Genomic DNA, 24,889 nt, shown 5'->3' on the forward strand with positions numbered 1-24,889 from the left:
GACTGTCGATGCTCCTGCCCGATCGTGCGCTCCTGCTGGCCGCCGGCTGCTGGCTGCTGCTGGCAGTGGCCGCTGCGGTCGTGCCGGCCTGGCTGCCGCTCTGGCAGACCGCCGGCGTCGCCCTGGCTGCGCTGGCGGTGGCCGATGGACTGGCTGCCCGCAGCCGGCTTGGCGAGGTCAGCGTGCAGCGGCAACTGGCGCACGCGATGCCGGTAGGTACCTGGCAGACCGTCGGGCTGCGTTTGCGCTGTGACGCCGCCGCCGCCCGCGGCTGGCTGAGCGACGGCCACCCGGCGGCCTTCGCCAGCGACGGCCTGCCGCTGCGCTTCGCCCTGGCGCGGGGGCGCTGGCTGCGCCTCAGCTACCGCGTGGCGGTCAGCGAGCGCGGCCGGCAGTGCTTCGACGGCATCACGCTGCGCCGCTCGTCGCCGCTGCGCCTGTGGCAGATGCAGGAGCGGCTGGCGGCCCGCGACGAGGTTCGGGTGTACCCGAATTTCGCGCGCATCGCCCACTACACGCTGCTCGCCACCGACAACCGGCTGTCACAGATCGGCATCCTGCAGCGGCGGCGGCGCGGTCAGGGAATGGAATTCCAGCAACTGCGCGACTACCGCCAGGACGATTCGCCGCGGGCGATCGACTGGAAGGCGAGTTCCCGCGTCAGCCGCCTGATCTCGCGCGAGTACGCCGATGAGCGCGACCAGCAGATCGTCTTCCTGCTCGACTGCAGCGCCCGCATGCGCGCCCGCGACGGCGACCTGTCGCACTTCGACCATACCCTCAACGCTCTTCTCCTGCTCGCCTGGGTGGCCCTGCGCCAGGGCGACACGGTCGGCCTCGCCACCTTCGGCCATGCGCGGCCTCGGGTTCTGCTGCCGGGCAAGACGGTGGCGACGGTCAATACGCTGATGAACGCGGTCTACGATCTCGAGCCATCGCTGCAGGTCCCGGACTATCTCGCCGCCGGCGAGACGCTGAGCCGCCATCTGCGCAAGCGGGCGCTGGTCATCCTGGTCACCAACCTGCGCGACGAGGACGACGATACGCTGCTGCCGGCGGTACGGCATTTGCGTCGCCGGCATGCGGTCAGCGTCGCCAGTCTGCGCGAACCGATCCTCGATGAGGTGCTCGAGGCGCCGGTCGAGGACTTCTCCGCGGCGCTGCTGCGCGCCGCCGGTCTCGAGTACCTGCAGGCGCGGCGACGACAACTGGCCCTGCTGCGCCACGGCGGCGTCGAGATCCTGGATGTCAGCGCGAGCGAATTGCCGGTGGCGCTGATCAATCATTACCGAGCCAGAAAGCGCGCCGGCACGCTATAGTACGCGCCTGCGGGCGGCGGCGCGACAGCGCCGCGGTGAGGAAGACGATCATGGCGGCCAGGGTGAGGGCCGCGGCGCGGGGGGCGCGATGAGTATCCAGGACAATCCGTTTCAGGCGCCGGTGGCGCGCCTGCAGGACCATGGCGAGCAGGTCGTCGGCGATTTCCAGGGTGGCGGCCGTCTGCTGCCGCTCAGCCATGGCTACCGCTGGCTGCAGCGGGGCTGGGCGCTCTTCCGCACGGCGCCGGGCACCTGGATCGGCATCGCGGTCGCCTGTCTCGCCGTGTTGCTCGTCCTCGGCAGCATCCCCGTCCTGAACGTCGCCGTCAACCTGCTGGCGCCGGTGTTCATCGGCGGGCTCAGCATCGGCTGCCGCGCCATCGAGGACGGCGAGGGCATCCGCTTCTCGCACCTGTTCGCCGGCTTCTCGCGGCGCCCGGGCACGCTGCTGATGGTGGGCCTGCTCTATCTCGTCGGCCTGTTGCTGATGGCCATCATCATTGGCGTCGTTGCCGCGCTGACCGGTGCGGTGGCGGTCGGAACGGCGGACGGTGCGGGCGGCGAGGCGGCGCTGTGGACCTTCCTGCTGTCGCTCGGGGTGATGATCCTGGTGTTCACGCCGCTCGCCATGGCCGTCTGGCTGGCGCCGCCGCTGGTCGTGCTGCACGACTTCTCGGCCAGCCAGGCGATCTGGACCAGCCTGCGCGTCGCCTTGCGCAACCTGCCGCCGTTCATGGTCTATGGCGTCCTCGTCCTCCTCCTTGCGGTATGCGCCAGCCTGCCCCTGCTGCTCGGCTGGCTGCTGCTGCTGCCGGTGATCTACGCCTCGCTCTACGCCGCCTATCGCGACATCTTCTTCAGCGAGTGACGAGCAGCGCGCGTCTGGATACCGTTCGCCGGCTGGCGACTCCCGAGGGTTGCGTCATCGACCTGCGGCTGGCCGGTCCGGTGGTGCGCGCGCGCGCCTGGCTGATCGATTTCCTGATCCGCTTGGCGGTCTGGCTGCTGCTGGTGCTCGTCGCCTCGCGGCTGGGCGATTTCGGTGCCGGTCTGCTCCTGCTCGCCGCGTTCCTGCTCGAGTGGCTCTATCCGACCGCCTTCGAGGTCTGGTTTCATGGGCAGACACCCGGCAAGAAGGCGTGTGGGCTGGCGGTGGTGCACGACGACGGGCGGCCGCTCGGCGGCAATGCGGCGTTCATCCGCAACACCCTGCGCGCGATCGACTTCCTGCCGCTGCTCTACGCCACGGGTTTCGTCAGCAGCCTCCTCAACGCCGACGGCAAGCGGCTCGGCGATCTCGCCGCCGGGACGCTGGTGGTCCATGTCGAGAGTGGCCGGCGGCCGGTGGTGAGCGGCAGCATCGAGGTCGGCAGCGAGCCGCCGCCGTGCGCACTGAGCCGCGAAGAACAACTCGTGCTGATCGAGTTCAGCCAGCGGGCGCCCCGGCTGACGCCGGAGCGGGCCGCCGAACTGGCTGCCGCCGCCGCTCCGCTGGTCGCCGGTGTCGATGGCGAGGCCGGGGCGCTGCGCCTGCGGCGCATCGGCAACTTCCTGCTCGGCAGCCGGGAGGGCTGAATTTCCCCTCCGTCTGGTTGGCCGTGTCTGCGGGTTCTGCGCGCAGCGGCGCGGCGAACGCCCCGCACGGTCACCGCATCACGGTGTCGGCTTTTTTTACAGTTGGTTCGTATTCGGTTATGGGTGCCATCGCAATGAATTGATCTAATGAGCGAAAAAATTGCGGCACAAATCTTGCAACCGACCTCGCATTCGAGCAGAGGGTTCGTGGGGCAGCACGAACGAACGCCCGAGCACTCCATTGGTTGGCCTGGTAAAGGGGATTGGTGATGAAAGTCTTCGGTGAAGAGCGGGTGAATTCCTATGTCTCGAACAGCCAGTCGGCTCCGGCCGTGGCGGCGCTCACCGGTGGCGGCTACGTCACCACCTGGGTCTCGAATGGCCAGGATGGCAGCGTCGAAGGCATCTTTGCCCAGCGCATGGACGTCAACGGGGTTGCGATCGGCCCCGAGTTCCGGGTCAATACGACCACGGGCAGCAATCAGACCGATCCGAGGATCGCCGCGCTCTCCGATGGCGGCTTCGTCATCGTCTGGGCCGACGACGGTGGCACAGACGGCAGTGGCTGGGGCGTCTTTGCCCAGCGCTACGATGCTGCCGGCGTGCCGCAGGGGGCCGAGTTCCGCATCAACACGACGACCTACAGCACGCAGTACGAGCCCAGCGTGGCAGCCTACACGGGCGGTTTCGTGGTCACCTGGGCCAACGCCGCGGGTAATGTGGATACCAGCAGCTATGGTGTCTTCGGCACGCGTTTCGACAACGCCGGCAACGTCGTGCAGACCGGCGGGCAGAGCGAGTTCCAGGTCAATACCTACACCACCAGCCACCAGTGGGAGTCCGACGTTGCGGCCTACAGCAACGGCAGCTACGTCGTGGTCTGGCGCTCCGAGGGCCAGGAAGGCGATGGTTATTCCGGTGTTTACGGACAGCGCTATGCCAGCAATGGCAACAAACTGGGCGGCGAGTTTCACGTCAACAGCCATGTCTCCGACTACCAGTTCGCGCCGCGGGTGGCGACCCTCTCCGATGGCGGTTTCGTCGTCGTCTGGCAGTCGAGAGGCCAGGACGGCTGGGACGACGGCGTATACGGCCAGCGTTACGACGCCTCGGGCAGCAAGGCCGGTGGCGAGTTCCGTGTCAACGTGGCCACCGAGTACACCCAGGGGCAACCTGATGTGACCGGCCTGTCCACCGGCGGCTTCGTCGTGACCTGGTACAGCTACTACGTGCCCGCGGAAGGCAAGTACTACGAGATTTATACCCGCGAATACGACGCCGCCGGCGCTCCGATCACCGGCGAGCAGAAGGTGAACACCTACGACAGCAGCTCTTATGGCCAGCTGCAACCGGTGGTGGCCGATCTGGGGCAGGGCAATTACGTCGTGCTGTGGTCGTCGGACAATCAGGATGGCAGCAGCTACGGCGTCTATCAGCAGATCTTCGGTGACCCGGCGGACTTCAGCCGCCAGGCCAATCCCGAACTGGCGGATTTCGGTGGCAGCGTCACCTTCGGCGAGAACCTGGTCAACGCCGGTCTGCGGGTGCTGGATGCCGCGGTGAGCGTCAGCGACGCCGACTCGGCGAACTTCGACGGCGGCCGGATCGAGCTGTATTACGTCAAAGGCGGTGGGGCCGCGGAAGACCAACTCGGCGTGGTGCACCAAGGCAACACTCCCGGGCGCATCGGCGTCTCCGGAACGACCGTCAGCTATGGCGGCACGGCGATCGGGACGATCAGCGGTGGCGCCAACGGTGCGAGCCTGATCATCGACCTCAACGCCAACGCCAGCATCGACGCGGTCGAGCAGTTGATCCAGCGCCTCGGCTATGGCAACAGCAGCGGCAACCCAGCCGCTTCCCGCGAAGTGGGTATCCGCGTTTCCGACGGCGACGGCGGTTCCACCTTCGGCGGCATCGTCAGCATCAACGTTACCAGCGAGTTGGATGGCACCCCGGCCGCCTACGGCGAGCAGCAGGTCAACACCTACAGCTACGACTACCAGCACAACCCGGAAGTCGCCCGCTTGGCTGATGGCGGCTACGTGGTGGTGTGGACCTCGCGCAGCCAGGACAGCGTAAGCGATGCCGACGGCGTCTATGCGCAGCGCTACAACGCCAGCGGCGTCGCCGTAGGGCCGGAATTCCGCGTCCCGACGCTGACGGGTTCGAGCCAGGAATATGCTCATGTGGCCGGCTTGTCCGATGGCGGCTTCGTCATCACCTGGCAGGACAACGCCGGCTATGACGGATCGGGCTGGGGTGTGTTCGGCCAGCGTTTTGACGTGAATGCCGTCGCGCAAGGCGCTCAGTTCGCTCTGTCGAGTTACACCAGCAACGACCAGTACCACGATGCAGTCAGCGCCTATGCCGGCGGCTTCGCCACGGTCTGGAGTTCCTACAATCCGGCCGATGGCGGCTATCACGATATCTATCTGCGCCGCTTCAACAACGATGGCACGGCGTTGGATGGCAGCCAGCTTCTGGTGAGCACGACCCCCGGTAACGCGACGCAGGCGCAGGGCGGGCATCAGTTCGTGCCCGACATCGCCACCCTCAACGACGGCGACCTGCTGATCGTCTGGCGCGACGACGCTGGCAACGACGGCAGCAGCCATGGCGTCTATGCGCGCCGCTTCGACGTCGGCACCGGTACCTTCGGCGACAGCTTCCTGGTGAACACGCGCACCGACGATGCCCAGTACGAGACCAAGGTGGCCGCTCTCAGCGACGGCGGCTATGTGGTCGTCTGGCGTGAGAACAACCAGGACGGCAGCGGCTCGGCGGTCATGGTGCAGCGCTACGCCGCCAGTGACGCGAAAGTCGGCACGGCCGTTCGCGTCAACGAGTACACCACCGGCAGCCAGTACGAGCCCGACGTCATCGGCCTGTCTACCGGCGGCTTCGTGGTCAGCTTCTTCAATGACTACTACGGCCCGGACGGCACCAGCGCCAACGTCTACATCCGTGAGTATGACGCCGCCGGCAACCCAGTCGATGGCGACCGCCTGGTCAACAGCTACACCAGCAACAACCAGCACCAGCCGGTCATGGCCGAACTCCGTCAAGGCAACTACGTCGTCGTCTGGCGTTCCGACTATCAGGATGGCAGCAACAGCGGCATCTACCAGCAACTGTTTGGCGACACCACCGAACTCCCACGTTCCGCCAACCCGGAACTGGCCGACTTCACCGGCACCGTCAGCTTCAGCGAGAACGCCGTCAACGCCGGCCTGCAGGTCATCGACTCGGCGGCGAATCTGATCGACAGCGATTCGGCCAACTTCAACGGTGGCCGCCTCGACCTGTACTACCTCACTGGCCAGGCCGCCGAAGACCAGCTCGGCGTCGTGCACCAGGGTAACGCCGCCGGCCAGATCGGCGTCTCCGGCGCTACCGTGAGTTATGGCGGCACCGCCATCGGCACGATTTCCGGCGGCAGCAACGGCGCCAACCTGCGCATCGACTTCAGCAGCGACGCCGCCACGTCCGACGCGGTGGAGGCGCTGATCCAGCGCCTGGGCTATGCCAACCCCGATTCCAGCCCCAACGCCAGCCGCACGCTGGGTCTGCGCGTGTCCGACGGCGACGGCGGCAGCAGCGCGCCCAACGTGCTGACCATCAACGTCACGCCGCAGCTCGATGGCACGGCCAAGGCCTACGGCGAGGAGCGGGTCAACACCTACACACCGGGTGATCAGAGCAGCCCCGAGGTTGGTCGTCTTTCCGACGGTGGTTATGTGGTGGTGTGGAATTCGAACGGCCAGGACGGCAGTTCATGGGGCATCTACGCCCAGCGCTTCAACGCCAGCGGCGTCGCGGTGGGACCGGAATGGCAGGTCAACAGCCTGAGCGGCGGCGAGCAGAGCTGGCCGCATGTGGCGGGCCTGTCCGACGGGGGCTTCGTCGTCACCTGGCAGGACGCCAATGGTCATGATGGCTCCGGCTGGGGCGTGTTCGGACAGCGCTACGACGCGAGCAGCGTCGCCCAGGGCAGCCAGTTCCTGGTCAATACCTATGCTGACAGTACGCAGTACCACGACGCACTGACCGCCTATGGCGGCGGCTTTGCCACGGCCTGGAGTTCCTACAGTCCTGCTGACAGCGGTTACCACGACATCACTCTTCAGCGCTGGGACAACGCCGGCAACAAGGTCGGTGGCGAGCTGCTGGTCAGCACGAGCCCGGGCAGTGGTACGTCCCAGCCCGGTTACCAGTCCGTGCCTGACATCGCCGCTCTTTCGGACGGCGACCTGCTCGTGGTCTGGCGCGACGACAACGGCAATGACGGCAGCAGCCATGGCGTCTACGCCCGCCGCTTCGACGCGGCCACCGCGAGCTTCGGCGACAGTTTCCTGGTGAATACCGGCAACACCAGTGGCGCCCAGTACGAACCCAAGGTGGCGGCCCTGAACGACGGTGGCTATGTCATCGTCTGGCGCGATGACAACCAGGACGGCAGCAGTGCGGCGGTGATGGGCCAGCGCTACGACGCCAGCGGTGCCGCCGTAGGCAGCCCGTTCCGCGTCAACGAAAACACGGCTGGTGGCCAGTACCAGCCTGATGTCATCGGCCTGTCCACGGGCGGTTTCGTGGTCAGTTTTTACAGCGACAGCTACGGCCCGGAAGGCTATTCCGACGTATATGTGCGCGAGTACGACGCTGCCGGCAATCCGGTGGACGGCGATCGCCAGATCAACGATCCGGCCAGCAGCTATTACTGGTCCACCCAGTCACAGCCGGCGCTGGCCGACTTGGGCAATGGCAACTACGTCAGCGTCTGGACTTCCGGCGATCAGGACGGCAGCGGCAACGGCATCTACCAGCAGCTCTTCGGCGATCCGGCCGAGTTGCCACGGCAGGCCAACCCCGATCTGGCGGATTTCGTCGGTACGGTGACCTTTGCCGAGAACGTCGTCAACAGCGGCCTGCAGATTATCGATGCGGCCGTGAGCCTGACGGATTCAGACTCGAGCAATTTCAACGGTGGCCGCCTCGACCTCTACTACCTCACCGGCCAATCCGCCGAAGACCAGCTCGGCGTCGTGCACCAGGGTAACGCCGCCGGCCAGATCGGCGTCTCCGGCGCTACCGTGAGTTATGGCGGCACCGCCATCGGCACGATTTCCGGCGGCAGCAACGGCGCCAACCTGCGCATCGACTTCAGCAACGACGCCGCCACGTCCGACGCGGTGGAGGCGGTGATCCAGCGCCTGGGCTACGCCAACATCGACTCGAGTCCCAATGCCAGCCGCACCCTCGGCTTGCGCGTGTCCGACGGCGACGGCGGCGCAAGCCAAGCCAACGTTCTGACGATCAACGTCACGCCCGAGCTCGACGGCACGGGCACGGCCAAGGCCTACGGCGAGGAGCGGGTCAACACCTTCACACCGGGTGATCAGAGCAGCCCCGAGGTTGGTCGTCTTTCCGACGGTGGTTATGTGGTGGTGTGGAATTCGAACGGCCAGGACGGCAGTTCATGGGGCATCTACGCCCAGCGCTTCAACGCCAGCGGCGTCGCGGTGGGACCGGAATGGCAGGTCAACAGCCTGAGCGCGGGTGAGCAGAGCTGGCCGCATGTGGCGGGCCTGTCCGACGGTGGCTTCGTCGTCACCTGGCAGGACGCCAATGGTCATGACGGATCCGGCTGGGGCGTGTTTGGGCAGCGCTACGACGCGAGCAGTGTCGCCCAAGGCAGCCAGTTCCTCCTCAATACCTACACCGACAGTACCCAGTACAACGACGCACTGACCGCCTATGGCGGCGGCTTTGCCACGGCCTGGAGTTCCTACAGTCCGGCGGACAGCGGTTACCTCGACATCACCCTGCAGCGCTGGGACAACGCCGGCAACAAGGTGGGTGGCGAACTGCTGGTCAGCACGAGCCCGGGCAGTGGTACGCCGCAGCCCGGTTACCAGGTCGTACCTGACATCGCCGCTCTTTCGGACGGCGACCTGCTCGTGGTCTGGCGCGACGACAACGGCAATGACGGCAGCAGCTATGGCGTATTCGCCCGCCGCTTCGACGCGGCCACCGAGAGCTTCGGCGACAGTTTCCTGGTGAATGCGGGCAACACCAGTGGCGCCCAGTACGAACCCAAGGTGGCGGCCCTGAACGACGGTGGCTATGTCATCGTCTGGCGCGACGACAACCAGGACGGCAGCAGTGCGGCGGTGATGGGCCAGCGCTACGACGCCAGCGGTGCCGCCGTGGGCAGCCCGTTCCGCGTCAACGAAAACACGGCTGGTGGCCAGTACCAGCCTGACGTCATCGGCCTGTCCACCGGTGGCTTCGTGGTCAGCTTCTACAACGACAACTGGGGCCCGGAAGGCACTTATTTCGATGTTTACGTGCGCGAGTACGACGCTGCCGGCAATCCCATCGAAGGCGACCGGCAGATCAACAATCCGGCCAGCGGCCATTACTACTGGTCCGCTCAGTCGCAGCCGGCGCTGGCCGACCTGGGCAACGGCAACTACGTCAGCGTCTGGACTTCCGGCGATCAGGACGGCAGCGGCAACGGCATCTACCAGCAGCTCTTCGGCGATCCATCCGAGCTGCCACGGCAGGCCAACCCCGTGCTGGACGATGTCGTTGCCACCCGCAGCCTGGGCGCCGCCGAGGCCGTCACGCCGCAGATCATCGATGCCGACGTCTGGGTGAGCGACAGCGACTCCGCCAACTTCGACACGGGCAGCCTGTGGGTCTATTTCACCTCCGGCCAGTTGGCCCTGGACGTGCTGGCCGTCAACCACGAAGGTGACGGCGTCGGCCAGATCGGCGTATCCGGCAGCGACATCAGCTACGGTGGCACGGCGATCGGCACTGTCGCCGGCGGCAGTGCCGGCGCGCCGCTGGTGATCAGCTTCAACGCCAGCGCCACTCCCGAAGCGGTGCGCCATCTGGTGGAGAACATCAGCTACCAGTACAACGACACCACCGCCCCCACCGGGAGCCGTAGCGTGGCCTTCCGCCTGTTCGACGGCGACGGCGGCGCCTCCGCGCCCGCCAGCACGACGATCAGCATCGAGGCTTCGTCCCCGCCGTTGGCCCTTGGCCTGGCGGACCTGCACGACAGCATCACCCTGCCCGAGGCCGCGGCGCAACTGGGAGCCATCCTGGACGAAAACGTCGCCGTGACGCAGGGCGCCGACCTGATCACGACGCTGACGGTGTCCTACGTCTCGGGTTCCGGCCGCCCGGAAGACCAGCTCTCGATCCGCCATCAGGGAGCGGGCGCAGGCCAGGTCGGCTTCAATGCCGGCACCGGCGAGATCAGCTACGAGGGCACGGTCATCGGCACGGTCAACGCTGCTGACACCGGCGCCGACGGCGACACCCTGGTGGTGGACTTCAATGGCTCTGCCACCGCCCAAGCCGTTGAGCGGGTGATCGAAAACCTGCGCTACCAGACGACCAGCGACGGCCCTCTGGCCAGCCGCACGATCCAGGTCCAACTCCAGGATTCAGCCTTTGCGACTACCTCGCAGAACTTGGTGATCGACATCAGCCCCGAGGACGACGGCGCCCAGCCGCTGTTCGGCGACGAGCAGGTGAACACCTACGAGCCGGGCGACCAGTACTACCCGCGGGTCGTCGGCCTCGAAGGCCCGAACGCCGGCAGCTACGTGGTGGTCTGGCGCTCTCTTGGTGAGGATGGCAGTGGCAACGGCGTCTTCGCCCAGCGCTACAACGCCGATGGTGTGCAGGTGGGCACCGAGTTCCAGGTCAACACCTACGCCAGCAACGAGCAGAGCGAGCCGATGGTGGCCAGCCTGGCCAACGGGGGCTTCGTCGTCGTCTGGCGCAGCGAGGGTCAGGACGGCTCCTCCGGCGGCGTCTATGCGCAACGCTACGGCGCCGACGGCAGCGCAGCGGGCAGCGAGTTCCGGGTTTCCGACCTCACCGCCTACGACCAGACCCATCCCACCGCGCTGGGCCTGGTCGACGGCAGCTTCGTCCTCGCCTGGACCGACCAGTACCGCGATACCAGCAGCTATGGCATCTTCGCCCAGCGCTACGCCGCCGACGGCACGCCACAGGGCACGGTATTCCCGATAAACAGCTACGTGCCCAACGAGCAGTACGTGCCGTACCTGGCGGCGCTGAAGGACGACCCGGCCACGGCCGGTGCCAACGAGACCGGCTTCATCGCCGTTTGGGAATCCATCTATCAGGACGGCTCCGGCTGGGGCGTCTATGCCCAGCGCTTCGACCTTGCCGGCGCCAGGGTGGGCAGCGAGTTCCGGGTCAACACCACGACCGCCGGCAGCCAGACCAATCCGGACGTGGCGGTGCTGAGCAGCAGCCGGATCGTAGTGGTCTGGAACGACGACTCGACCGGCAGCATCCGTGGCCAAGTGTACACCGCCGGCGGTGTGACGGTCGGCGGTGAGTTCACCGCCAGCAGCAGCGATTTCAGTTCCGATCATGGTCAATGGCCGCACGTCACCGCCCTGCAGAATGGTGGTTTCGTCGTCAGCTGGGACGGTTATTCCAGCCCGAGCGACAGCGGCTACGGCGTCTATGCCCAGGAATTCGATGCCAGCGGCAACAAGGTCGACGGTCCGTTCTCGCTGGCCAGCAGCACCGCCAACACTCAGATCTACCCGGATATCGCTGCCCTCACCGGCAACAATTTCGTCGCCGTCTGGATGAGCCACAACCAGGAGGCGGCGACGGCAACAGCAGCTACGGAGTCTTCCAGAGCCTGTTCGGCACGCCGGGCAGCATCACGCGCCAGGCTTCGCCGGAATTGATCGACCTGGCCAGCTCGGTGAGCTTCAACGAGAACGTCGTCAATGCCGGCACGCAGATCCTCGATCCAGGGGTGCGCGTCGTGGACGCGGATTCCGCCAACTTCGACGGCGGTCGCCTGCAGGTCAGCGTCATCACCGGCTACGGCGCCGCGCAAGCCTTTGACCCCGTGGCCTTCCAGCAGGATCACTTCTCCATCCGCAACGAGGGCGGCGGCGCCGGCCAGGTCGGCTTCAACTCCGGCACCGGTGTGGTGAGCTACGGCGGCACGGCGATCGGCAGCATCGTCAGCAACGGCCAGAACGGCGCCGACCTGGTGCTGCAGTTCAACGCCAGCGCGACCGCCGAGGCGGTCGAAGCGGTGATCGAGAACATCAGCTACCGCAACAGCTCCAGCAATCCGACGTCCAGCCGGCAGGTGTCGGTGGTGGTATCCGACGGCGACGGCGGCCAGAGCGCACCGCGCGTGATGACGATCAACGTCGCTGCGCAGACCGACGGCGCCGTGCCGCTGCTGAGCGCAGAGCAGCGTGTCAACACCTACACCGCCAGCGACCAGGTCGAGCCGGTTATCGCGGCCCTGCAGGGCGGCAACAGCGGTCAGTACGTGGTGGTCTGGGAGTCCAACGGCCAGGACAGCGATGGCTGGGGCGTCTTCGCCCAGCGCTACGATTTCAATGGCTCGGCCATCGGACCCGAGTTCCAGGTCAACAGCTACACGCCAGCCAGCCAGTATGGCAATTCGCTGCTCGGCGTGGCCGGGCTCTCCACCGGCGGTTTCGTCGTCGCTTGGGATTCCGATGGTCAGGATGGATCGATCCACGGCGTCTACGCCCAGCGTTACGGTGCCGACGGCCAGCCGGTGGCAGCGAGTTTCTGGTCAACACCGCAACCTGGAATCACCAGCTCGATGCCCGGGTCCTCGGCCTGAACGGAGGCGCTTTCGTCATCGCTTACAGCGACTACCAGAACGCCGACGGCGACAGCTTTGGCGTGCGCGTGCAGCACTACGACGCCGGCGGCGTTGCCCAGAGCGGACCGGTCACGGTCAACACCTACGTTGCCGGCAGCCAGTATTTCCCGCAGCTGGCCGGGCTCAATGATGGTGGCTACGTGGTGGTGTGGAATTCGGCAGGCCCGGATGGCAGCAGCTTGAGTGTGCAGGCGCGGTTGATGAACGCCAACGGCACTGCGCGCGGCGGCGAATTCCAGATCAACACCTACACCATCGACAACCAGTCCAACCCCGACGTGGCGGTGCTGAGCAACGGTGAATTCGTGGTCACTTGGGTGAGCAACAACGCCGGCCTCGGCGGCTGGTCGATCATGGCGCAACGCTACACCGCTGCCGGGGTCAAGATCGGCGGCGAAGTGCTGGTCAACGACGGCCCCAGCGCACCCAATGGCGACACCTACGCCCGCATCGCCGCCCTCGACAACGGCGGCTACGTGATCAGCTGGAGCGACTATCCGGGCATCAGCGATCATGAGGCGATGGCGCAGCAGTTCGATGCGGCCGGCAACAAGGTCGACGGGCCGTTGATGCTGAACAGCTACACCAGCAGCACGCAGTACCGCCCGGACGTCGCCGGTCTCAGCGGTGGCCGCTGGGTGGCGGCCTGGCAGTCGTACAACCAGGATGGTGACCCGTCCTACGGCATTTACCAGAACCTCTTCGGTCCGGCCGGATCGTTGAGCAAGTCTGCCGCTCCGGTCATCAGCGACCTCAGCAGCAGCATCACCGTGCTGGAGAATGCCGCCAATCAGGCTGCGGGCGTACTCATCGACCCGGCGGTCAGTGTCAGCGACAGCGACTCTGCCAACTTCGCCGGTGGTCGCCTGACCGTGTCGGTGATTTCCGGCTACAACAGCCTCGGCTCCGATCTTGCCCAGAACCTGCCGCTGCAGGACCACTTCAGCGTGCGCAGTCAGGGTGGCGGTGCGGGCCAGGTGGGATTCGACGCCGGCACGGGTGTCGTCAGCTACGGCGGCATCGCCATAGGCGCCATCGTGCCCGGCTTCAATGGCCAGAACGGAGTCGATCTGGTCATCGAATTCAACGCGCAGGCCAGCGCCGCGGCGGTGGAAGCGGTCATCGAGAACCTCAGCTATCGCAACAGTTCCAGCGATCCGGTGCCCGGTCGGTTGGTGAGCATCACCGTCAGCGATGGCGACGGCACGACGTCGGCGCCGCGCACGGTGCAGATCAACGTCACGGCGGAAGCCGACGGCGCGATCCCGCTGTTCAGCGCCGAACAGGTCAACACCTACACCACCAGCACGCAGAGCGCGCCGGCGATGGCCAAGCTGGCCGACGGCGGCTACGTCACGCTCTGGCAATCCAACGGCCAGGACGGCTGGGATTACGGCATCTTCGGCCAGCGTTTCGCGGCCGACGGCACGCGGGTGGGCAATGAGTTCCGCGTCAGCGACTACACGCCGTACAACCAGACCGAGGTAGCGGTGGCCGGCCTGAACGACGGCGGCTTCGTCGCCGTCTTCCGCGGCCAGTACCGCGATGCCTCGGGTGACGCCGTCGTCGGGCAGCGTTTCGACGCCAACGGCCTGAAGGTGGGCGGCGAGTTCGTGGTCAATGCCAGCAGCAGCGGCAACCAGTTCCAGCCGGCGATCACCGCCCTGGCCGATGGCGGTTTCGCCGTCGCCTGGTATTCCGATGGTGAGCGGGACGGCCAGTACTATGACGTCTTCTTCCAGCGCTACAACGCTGCCGGCCAGGCAGTCGGCAGCGAGACGCGCGCCAACACCAGTCTCAACTACGAAAACACCTACCAGTCGGAACCCGCGATCATCCAGCTCGCCAGCGGCGACATCCTGGTGGCGTGGCGCGGCGAACAGCAGGACGGCTCCAATTCCGGCGTCTACGCGCAGCGCTTCAACTCCAGCACCGGCGCCAAGCTGGGCAGCGAATTCCAGCTCAACACCTACACCAACGACTATCAGTACGACCCCAGCATCGCGGCCACCGCCGGCGGTTTCGTTGCGGTCTGGACCTCACGCGGCCAGGACAGCCACGTCGACGGCGTCTATGCGCGCCTGTTCAACAGCGATGGTTCGCCGGCCTCGAACGAGTTCCGCGTCAACGACACCTATTACAACTGGCAGAACGCACCGGAGGTCGCCACCCTGGCCAACGGCGGCTTCGTCGTGACTTGGTACGACAACAGCAGTGGTGACCGCATCCTGGCCCAGCAGTACGATGCCCTGGGCAACCGGGTCGACGGCGAGTTGCGGCTCAACGGTCCGGGCACCACCAGCGACCAGAGCCCGGCCGTCGTCGCCCTGTCGAACGGCAGTTTCGCGGTGAGTTGGTGGGGATACTACGATGCCAGCGACAGCGGCATCTTCCAGCGCCTCGTCGGCAATCCCGCCGATTTCCCACGCCAGGCCCCGCCGCAGATCGTCGATCTGGTGTCCAGCGTCACGTACATGGAAAACCTGGTCAACGACACGCCGCAACTCATCGACGCGGGCGTCGGTCTGGTGGACCCGGATTCCGCCAATTTCGACGGCGGCCGCTTGGACGTCAGCTATGTCACGCCCTACGGCAACCCGAACCAGTTCGACATCCCCGGCATCAACGCGCAGGATCAACTGGGCATCCGCAATGAGGGCACCGGCGTCGGCCAGATCGGCGTCTCGGGCAACAGCGTCACCTACAACGACGGTACGGGCGCCGTGGTCATCGGCACCATCATCTCCGACGGGGTCAACGGCAAGCCGCTGACCGTCGTGTTCAACGCCCATGCCACCCCGATGCGGCCGAGGCGCTGATCGAGAACCTGACCTATGCCAACCCGCTGCCCAACCCCGAGCCCAGCCGCACCATCTCGCTGAGCCTGTCCGACGGCGACGGTGGCGTCACCGCGCCGAAAGCGATCACCATCAACATCACGGCGCAGCCGGACGGTGCCTCGCTCTACGGCGCCGAGAAGGTGGTCAACAGCACGATCGGATCCACGCAGGATAACCCGTCGATTGCCTATCTCGGCAACGACAACTACGTGGTGGTGTGGACCGACAACAGCGGTCAGGACGGCAACGCCCAGGGCGTATTCGCCCGCGTCTACGACAGCAACGACAACCCGCTGGCGCCCGAGTTCCAGGTCAACACCACCTTCGCCAGCACACAGTGGCAGCCGACGGTGGTGGCGCTGCAGGGCGGCGGCTTCACCGTCGCCTGGGCCGGGTACAACCAGATTGGTTCGACGGGCTACGACGTGGTCGGCCGCACCTTCGACAACACCGGCGCGGCCACCAGCGCCGAGTTCGTCATCAACAACCCGGCGGCGATCTACGCCAATTACGACCAGTCGCAGCCCACTCTTGCTGCGTTGCAGAATGGCGGTTTCGTCGCGGTGTGGTACGGGGTGTATGACCAGAGCAGCAATTCGCCCTACCAGATCTGGGGTCAGCGATTCGATAACGCGGGCGCGAAGGATGGCGACGTGTTCAGTGTCAACACCAGCGCCGGGTATGAGGGTTATGAACAGAGCGCTCCGTCGATCACCACGCTGGCGGATGGCCGTTTCGTGGTGGTCTGGCAGTCCTATGCTGAGGATGGCAGCAGCTACGGCGTCTACGGCCAGCGCTTCAACGCCGACGGCAGCAAGGACGGTACCGAGTTCCGCGCCAACACCTACACCGCCAACGGCCAGCGCCAGCCGGACGTGGCGGCTCTGAACGATGGCGGCTACGTGGTGGTCTGGAGTTCCGACAGCTACCAGGATACGGACGGCTGGGGCGTCTATGGCCAACGTTACGACTCGGCAGGGAATGCGGTGGGTGGAGAATTCCGCGTCAACTACTCCGTATCCGGCAACCAGTCCCTCCCGGCGGTGGCCGCGCTGGCGAACGGCGGCTTCGCCGTCAGCTGGACCAACGGTGATGAAATCCTGTTCCAGCAATACGATGCCGCGGGCCGCAAGGTCGACAGCGAGCAACTGGTCAACCCGACCGCGAACAACGAGTACAGCAATGACTCCGACCTGGTCGGCACGCCCGATGGCGGCTTCATCCTGACCTGGGGCGGTTACAACTACGGCAACGCCACCTACGACGTCTTCCTGCAGCGCTACAACAACCAGGCGCCGCAGGTGCAGGATGTGTCGGTGGTGGGGCCGGAAGACGCCCCGATCATCCTCAGCGATGACCTCTTCGCCTCCGGCTTCTTCGACGCCGAGGGGCAGACCCTGGCGGCGATCAAGATCGTCACCCTGCCGGCTTCCGGCATCCTCAAGCTCGACGGAGTCGCCGTGACGCCCGGCCAGGTCATTTCCGTGGCCGACCTGGCTGCCGACAAGCTGACCTACCAGGGCAACCTGAACTTCTACGGAGCAGACCAGTTCCGCTGGAACGGCAGTGATGGCAACGTCTTTGCCACGACATCGGTGTTCACCAATATCACCATCAATAACGTCAACGATGGACCGGCGCTGGAAGCCGGCGCGGGTCAGACGGCCAACGAGGGCGCCTACTTCACGCACACCATCACCATTGGCGATCCCGATCCTTCCGACGTCCATCTGGTGACGGTCAGCTGGGTTGGTAGCGGCGGCCAGACTGGTGGCTACAGTTTCACCACGGGTGCGGGCAACCCAGCCCTCGGGCTGACCCCGCCCGATGATGGTACCTATACGGTGACCGTCACCGCCAACGATCAACAGGGCCAAGCCAACAGCATCGAGACCGACAGCTTCGACGTCACGGTCAACAACGTGGCGCCGACGCTGCCCTACCTGTCCGGCAATAGCACGGTCGAGCAGGGCCAGGTCTATACGCTGGACCTGAGCGGGCCGAGTGACTGGGGGCCAGTGTATGATCCCGGCACCGACACGGTCACTGAGTACCGCATCGACTGGGGCGACAGCACTGCAGTTCAGATCATCGCGGCGGGATCTCTGCCGGCGAATGGGCAGGTCACCCACACCTACGCGACGGCGGGCACGCCGACCATCCGCATCGCGCTGGTCGACGAGGACGGCACCCACGCCGACGCCGGCACCAAGTCCATCACCGTGGCGCCGCCGGCCGAAGTCATCGTCGTCGATGCCGGCGCCGATGCAAGCATCGACGAGGGCACGCTGTTCAGCCGCATCATCAGCTTCACCGATCCGGCCGACCAGGACCCGGCTGGCCGAAATGTGACGGTCGACTGGGGCGACGGTTCGGGCGCCGAGAACTTCCGCATCAGCACCGGCCAGACCAGCTTCAACATCCAGCATGTGTTCGCCGACAATCGGACCACGCCCTACACCGTCACCGTGACCGTCGATGACGATGGCTTCCAGTCGGATGCGGACAGCTTCGACGTCACGGTCAACAACGTGGCGCCCAGCTTGTCGCTGGGGGGCAACGGCAGCACGCCGGAGGGCGCTGTATACACCCTCGTTCTTGGCAGCGTGGTCGACCCGGGCAACGACAGCGTCTCCAGCTACGTCGTGCACTGGGGCGACGGCAACACCCAGAGCTTCCTGCCGAGCGATCTGCTCCCGAGCCGCGAAGTACACCATGTGTACAACGACGGCGACGTCAGCGGGACGAGCCGCACGATCACCGTGGACCTGGTGGACGAGGATGGCACGCATGCCAACGTTGCCGGCAAGTCGATTACGGTCACCAACGTCGCACCCGGCGTGCCACTGAGTGGCGCTGATTCAGTCAGCGAGGGTACTGCGTATGTTCTGAACGTCGGCGCAGCCGTCGATCCCGGTGTCGACACCCCGACGCTCTATCGCATCGACTGGGGCGACGGCAGTCCGGCCACGGACTTCACGCCCACCAACTACGCGAACCTGTTGGCGGCGGGCGGCAACGTCAGCCACACCTACGCCGACGGCGCGGCCAGCGGAACTCCGCGCACCATCGTCATGCAGGTGCTGGACGAAGACGGTCCGCACAACGCCGGCAGCAAGGCCGTCACGGTGAACAACGTGGCGCCGACGATCGCCCTGGGCGGTGGCGCCAGCGTCGACGAAGGGGCGACCTACACCCTGACGCTGGGCGCGGTGAGCGACCCGGGAGTCGACTCGGTGACCAGCTACGTGGTTCACTGGGGTGACGGCACGTCTGACACCTATGGTGCCGCAGGCGACGTCACGCATGTGTACGCTGACGGCCTGTCCAGCCCGACCATCACGGTGGACCTGGTGGACGAGGACGGCACCTACATCAACGCCGGCAGCAAGGCCGTCACGGTGAACAACGTGGCGCCGACGATCGCCCTGGGCGGTGGCGCCAGCGTCGACGAAGGGGCGACCTACACCCTGACGCTGGGCGCGGTGAGCGATCCGGGAGTCGACTCGGTGACCAGCTACGTGGTTCACTGGGGTGACGGCACGTCTGACACCTATGGTGCCGCAGGCGACGTGACGCACGTGTACGCTGACGGCCTGTCCAGCCCGACCATCACGGTGGACCTGGTGGACGAGGACGGCACCCACATCAACGCCGGCAGCAAGGCCGTCACGGTGAACAACGTGGCGCCGACGATCGCCTTGGGCGGTGGCGCCAGCGTCGACGAAGGGGCGACCTACACCCTGACGCTGGGCGCGGTGAGCGACCCGGGCAGCGACTCGGTGACCAGCTACGTGGTTCACTGGGGTGACGGCACGTCTGACACCTATGGTGCCGCAGGCGACGTGACGCACGTGTACGCCGACGGCCTGTCCAGCCCGACCATCACGGTGGACCTGGTGGACGAGGACGGCACCCACATCAACGCCGGCAGCAAGGCCGTCACGGTGAACAACGTGGCGCCGACGATCGCCCTGGGCGGTGGCGCCAGCGTCGACGAAGGGGCGACCTACACCCTGACGCTGGGCGCGGTGAGCGACCCGGGAGTCGACTCGGTGACCAGCTACGTGGTTCACTGGGGTGACGGCACGTCTGACACCTATGGTGCAGCAGGCGACGTGACGCACGTGTACGCCGACGGCCTGTCCAGCCCGACCATCACGGTGGACCTGGTGGACGAGGACGGCACCTACATCAACGCCGGCAGCAAGGCCGTCACGGTGAACAACGTGGCGCCGACGATCGCCCTGGGCGGTGGCGCCAGCGTCGACGAAGGGGCGACCTACACCCTGACGCTGGGCGCGGTGAGCGACCCGGGAGTCGACTCGGTGACCAGCTACGTGGTTCACTGGGGTGACGGCACGTCTGACACCTATGGTGCAGCAGGCGACGTGACGCACGTGTACGCTGACGGCCTGTCCAGCCCGACCATCACGGTGGACCTGGTGGACGAGGACGGCACCTACATCAACGCCGGCAGCAAGGCCGTCACGGTGAACAACGTGGCGCCGACGATCGCCCTGGGCGGTGGCGCCAGCGTCGACGAAGGGGCGACCTACACCCTGACGCTGGGCGCGGTGAGCGATCCGGGAGTCGACTCGGTGACCAGCTACGTGGTTCACTGGGGTGACGGCACGTCTGACACCTATGGTGCAGCAGGCGACGTGACGCACGTGTACGCCGACGGCCTGTCCAGCCCGACCATCACGGTGGACCTGGTGGACGAGGACGGCACCCACATCAACGCCGGCAGCAAGGCCGTCACGGTGAACAACGTGGCGCCGACGATCGCCCTTTCGGGCGCGGCCAACGTGGTCGAGGACACGGTCTACACCCTCAACCTGGGCAGCATCACCGACCCGGGCAGCGATACGGTGACCAGCTACGTGGTGCATTGGGGCGACGGCACCGACGACACCTACGCGGCTGGCGGCGATGTCACCCACACCTACGCCGACCCCGGCAACTACCCCATCAGCGTGGACGTGGTGGACGAGGACGGCACTCATACTGCAGCCGGCGGCACGTCGGTCACGGTGGACGCGGCTTCGGCAACCCTGAGCATCAATGCAGGCGCCGACGCCACCCTGTCTGAAGGCGACACCTTCACCCGCAGCATCGCCTTCGGCGACGGCAGCGACGACGGCGCGGCGGGCTGGAGCTACGGCATCGACTACGGCGATGGCAGCGCCCCGGTCACCGGCACTACCTTGACCAAGAGCCTGGATCTGAGTCACGTGTATGCCGATGGCAGTGACAGCCATACCGTCACCGTCACGCTGACCGACGAGGTGGGCGAAACCGCCAGCGACAGCTTCCTGGTCACGGTGAACAACGTGGCGCCGACGATCGCCCTGGGCGGTGGCGCCAGCGTCGACGAAGGGGCGACCTACACCCTGACGCTGGGCGCGGTGAGCGACCCGGGAGTCGACTCGGTGACCAGCTACGTGGTTCACTGGGGTGACGGCACGTCTGACACCTATGGTGCCGCAGGCGACGTCACGCATGTGTACGCTGACGGCCTGTCCAGCCCGACCATCACGGTGGACCTGGTGGACGAGGACGGCACCTACATCAACGCCGGCAGCAAGGCCGTCACGGTGAACAACGTGGCGCCGACGATCGCCCTGGGCGGTGGCGCCAGCGTCGACGAAGGGGCGACCTACACCCTGACGCTGGGCGCGGTGAGCGATCCGGGAGTCGACTCGGTGACCAGCTACGTGGTTCACTGGGGTGACGGCACGTCTGACACCTATGGTGCAGCAGGCGACGTGACGCACGTGTACGCTGACGGCCTGTCCAGCCCGACCATCACGGTGGACCTGGTGGACGAGGACGGCACCCACATCAACGCCGGCAGCAAGGCCGTCACGGTGAACAACGTGGCGCCGACGATCGCCCTTTCGGGCGCGGCCAACGTGGTCGAGGACACGGTCTACACCCTCAACCTGGGCAGCATCACCGACCCGGGCAGCGATACGGTGACCAGCTACGTGGTGCATTGGGGCGACGGCACCGACGACACCTACGCGGCTGGCGGCGATGTCACCCACACCTACGCCGACCCCGGCAACTACCCCATCAGCGTGGGCGTGGTGGACGAGGACGGCACCTTCATCGGTGTCGCCAACAAGGCCGTCACCGTCAATGCGACTGGTGGCGGCAACACTGCCCCGGTGGCGGACGACGAGTCGTACTCGATGCGGCCCGGCGAGACGCTCAACATCGCCGCGCCTGGCGTCCTGGATGGCGATACCGACGCCGACGGCGACCCGCTCAGCCTCCTCAGCGTCAACGTCACCGGTCTGCAGGGCAGCCTTGCGCCGCAGCTCGACGGCAGCTTCAGTTTCACGCCGAACGCGGGCTTCAGCGGACAGACGAGCTTCAGCTACACGGTGGGTGACGGCTTTGGCGGTACCGATACCGGCACGGTGACGATCGACGTCATCAACACGGCCCCGGTGGCGGACGACGAGTCGTACTCGATGCGGCCCGGCGAGACGCTCAACATCGCCGCGCCTGGCGTCCTGGATGGCGATACCGACGCCGACGGCGACCCGCTCAGCCTCCTCAGCGTCAACGTCACCGGTCTGCAGGGCAGCCTTGCGCCGCAGCTCGACGGCAGCTTCAGTTTCACGCCGAACGCGGGCTTCAGCGGACAGACGAGCTTCAGCTACACGGTGGGTGACGGCTTTGGCGGTACCGATACCGGCACGGTGACGATCGACGTCATCAACACGGCCCCGGTGGCGGACGACGAGTCGTACTCGATGCGACCCGGCGAGACGCTCAACATCGCCGCACCGGGCGTACTCGATGGCGATACCGACGCCGACGGCGACCCGCTCAGCCTCCTCAGCGTCAACGTCACCGGTCTGCAGGGCAGCCTTGCGCCGCAGCTCGACGGCAGCTTCAGTTTCACGCCGAACGCGGGCTTCAGCGGGCAGACGAGCTTCAGCTACACCGTGGGTGACGGCTTCGGCGGTACCGATACCGGCACGGTGACGATCGACGTCATCAACACGGCCCCGGTGGCGGACGACGAGTCGTACTCGATGCGACCCGGCGAGACGCTCACCATCGCCGCACCGGGCGTGCTCGATGGCGATACCGACGCCGACGGCGACCCGCTCAGCCTCCTCAGCGTCAACGTCACCGGTCTGCAGGGCAGCCTTGCGCCGCAGCTCGACGGCAGCTTCAGTTTCACGCCGAACGCGGGCTTCAGCGGGCAGACGAGCTTCAGCTACACCGTGGGTGACGGCTTCGGCGGTACCGATACCGGCACGGTGACGATCGACGTCATCAACACGGCCCCGGTGGCGGACGACGAGTCGTACTCGATGCGACCCGGCGAGACGCTCACCATCGCCGCACCGGGCGTGCTCGATGGCGATACCGACGCCGACGGCGACCCGCTCAGCCTCCTCAGCGTCAACGTCACCGGTCTGCAGGGCAGCCTTGCGCCGCAGCTCGACGGCAGCTTCAGTTTCACGCCGAACGCGGGCTTCAGCGGGCAGACGAGCTTCAGCTACACGGTGGGTGACGGCTTTGGCGGTACCGATACCGGCACGGTGACGATCGATGTCATCAACACGGCCCCGGTGGCGGACGACGAGTCGTACTCGATGCGGCCCGGCGAGACGCTCAACATCGCCGCACCGGGGGTGCTCGATGGCGATACCGATGCCGACGGCGATCCGCTCAGCGTCGTCGGCGTCAACGTGACCGGTCTGCAGGGCACGCTCGTTGCGCTGGCCGATGGCAGCTTCAGCTTCACGCCCAACGCGGGCTTCAGCGGCCAGACCAGCTTCAGCTACACGGTCGGCGACGGCTTCGGTGGCTTCGCTGGCGGCACGGTGACGATCGACGTCATCAACACCGACCCGGTGGCCGACGACGAGTCGTACTCGATGCGGCCCGGCGAGACGCTCAACATCGCCGCACCGGGGGTGCTCGATGGCGATACCGATGCCGACGGCGATCCGCTCAGCGTCGTCGGCGTCAACGTGACCGGTCTGCAGGGCACGCTCGTTGCGCTGGCCGATGGCAGCTTCAGCTTCACGCCCGACGCGGGCTTCACCGGCCAGACCAGCTTCAGCTACACGGTCGGCGACGGCTTCGGCGGCTTCGGCACGGCAATCGTCACCATTGACGTCGCCCCGGCGACCCCGACCTTGGCCCTGGACGCCGGCCCAGACGATTCCGTGAATGAAGGCGATACCTTCAACCGGACAATCGTTTTCACTGACGGGCAGGACGACGGCGCGCTTGGCTGGAACTACAGCATCGACTACGGCGACGGAAGTGTGCCGGTGACCGGCAACACGTTCCTCGCGAGCCTGACTCTCGACCATCGGTACGCCGACGGTGATGCCAGCCACAGCGTCAGCATCACGATCACCGACGAACCGGGAGAAACCGTCAGCGACGGCTTCCAGCTCACGGTAAGCAACGTCGCGCCGGTGATCGCCCTCAGCGGTGCGGCGACGGTTGCCGAGGATACGGCGTACACCCTCAACCTGGGCGCGGTGAGCGATCCAGGAGTCGATACCGCGAGCAGCTACGTGGTTCACTGGGGTGACGGCAGCGACAGCAGCTATCCGACGCAGGGGGATGTGACGCACACCTACGCCAACCCCGGCAGCTATGCGATCACGGTCGACGTCGCGGACGAGGACGGAGTGCATGCGTCCGCCGGGCAACTGGCGGTGCAGGTGAACCCGGTGCTGCACCTTGGCAACGCCGTCGCCCGTTTGACGAGCGCGGCCCCCGACGCCTGGGTGACGGCGTGGAGTGCGCCGCAGGTCACGATCGCGCACAAGGCCGACTGGGACGACGCGGGCGAGACCTGGTCGGCAGTCAAGCTGCAGAATGGCAGCCCGGTGACCCTGTCGGGAACGGACGTTTACCTCGGCGACCTCGGGGTAAGCGGCCAGACCGCGCCGACCAGTGTCATCCGGCAGGAGATCGACGGCAGCGAAGGTCTGCGGCTGTTGCTCGACCGCGACGCCTCCCGGGCGACGCTCGACCTGTCGAACCTGAACCTCAACGACGACGGCTTGGCGGGTGCGGTCGAGGCAGGGCGGCTGCAGGCATTCGACAGCCTTGGGAATCTCGTCGGCGAGGTGCTGTTCGACGGCGCCAACGCGGCCGGGACGCAGGAAGTCACCCTCAGTTCGGCGGCCGGCTTCCGCTCGCTGGTGCTCACCAGCGGCGCCTATGACGGAGCGAACTTCGTCGATGGGGCCTACGTGGATGGGGCCGGGGACTTCGCGTCGGCGCCCTTCAGCAGCGGCGGCAAGCTGCACGGAAGTGAGTTCCTCGTCGATGCCGTCGAGTTCGAACTGATCCAGCTGGTGGGCGTCGGCTCATCCGCCGGCGGTAGCCTCATCACTTGAGGAAGGGCACAGCCATGCTTTTCTCAA

The 24,889-nt window shown here is 66.5% G+C and carries 7 protein-coding genes; all 7 read left to right on the top strand.

Going from position 1 to position 24,889, the window contains the following annotated elements:
- The first annotated feature begins 8 nt into the window (after positions 1-8).
- The 7 genes from V5B60_RS16075 (at position 9) to V5B60_RS16105 (ending at position 24,862) form a co-directional block, all read left to right on the top strand.
- Positions 9-1,319: a DUF58 domain-containing protein gene (locus V5B60_RS16075; protein WP_332348141.1), complete on the top strand. Its 1,311-nt coding sequence runs from the start codon at positions 9-11 to the stop codon at positions 1,317-1,319.
- 88 nt (positions 1,320-1,407) lie between these two features.
- Entirely contained in the window at positions 1,408-2,187 is a 780-nt protein-coding gene (locus V5B60_RS16080) for a BPSS1780 family membrane protein (protein WP_332348143.1), read from the top strand.
- Entirely contained in the window at positions 2,184-2,894 is a 711-nt protein-coding gene (locus V5B60_RS16085) for an RDD family protein (RefSeq protein WP_332348145.1), read from the top strand. The genes V5B60_RS16080 and V5B60_RS16085 overlap by 4 nt, the downstream gene beginning before the upstream one ends.
- A 269-nt stretch (positions 2,895-3,163) precedes the next feature.
- Positions 3,164-11,653 carry a hypothetical protein gene (locus V5B60_RS16090; protein ID WP_332348147.1) on the top strand — a complete coding sequence of 2,830 codons (8,490 nt, stop codon included), beginning with the start codon at positions 3,164-3,166 and terminating at the stop codon, positions 11,651-11,653.
- Entirely contained in the window at positions 11,650-12,582 is a 933-nt protein-coding gene (locus tag V5B60_RS16095) for a hypothetical protein (protein ID WP_332348149.1), read from the top strand. Before V5B60_RS16090 ends, V5B60_RS16095 begins: the two co-directional genes overlap by 4 nt.
- A gap of 68 nt (positions 12,583-12,650) precedes the next feature.
- Complete coding sequence (locus V5B60_RS16100) at positions 12,651-15,443, top strand: hypothetical protein (RefSeq protein WP_332348151.1); 2,793 nt, start codon at positions 12,651-12,653, stop codon at positions 15,441-15,443.
- A 161-nt stretch (positions 15,444-15,604) separates the two neighbouring features.
- Complete coding sequence (locus V5B60_RS16105; RefSeq protein WP_332348153.1) at positions 15,605-24,862, top strand: cadherin-like domain-containing protein; 9,258 nt, start codon at positions 15,605-15,607, stop codon at positions 24,860-24,862.
- Positions 24,863-24,889 lie beyond the last annotated feature (27 nt).

The sequence above is a fragment of the Accumulibacter sp. genome (assembly GCF_036625195.1).
In the GTDB taxonomy this organism is placed as follows: domain Bacteria; phylum Pseudomonadota; class Gammaproteobacteria; order Burkholderiales; family Rhodocyclaceae; genus Accumulibacter.

Coding starts and splice junctions, on each gene's coding strand:
- V5B60_RS16090 (WP_332348147.1), top strand. CDS start 3,164: ATGAAAGTCTTCGGTGAAGAGCGGGTGAATTCCTATGTCTCGAACAGC.
- V5B60_RS16075 (WP_332348141.1), top strand. CDS start 9: ATGCTCCTGCCCGATCGTGCGCTCCTGCTGGCCGCCGGCTGCTGGCTG.
- V5B60_RS16080 (WP_332348143.1), top strand. CDS start 1,408: ATGAGTATCCAGGACAATCCGTTTCAGGCGCCGGTGGCGCGCCTGCAG.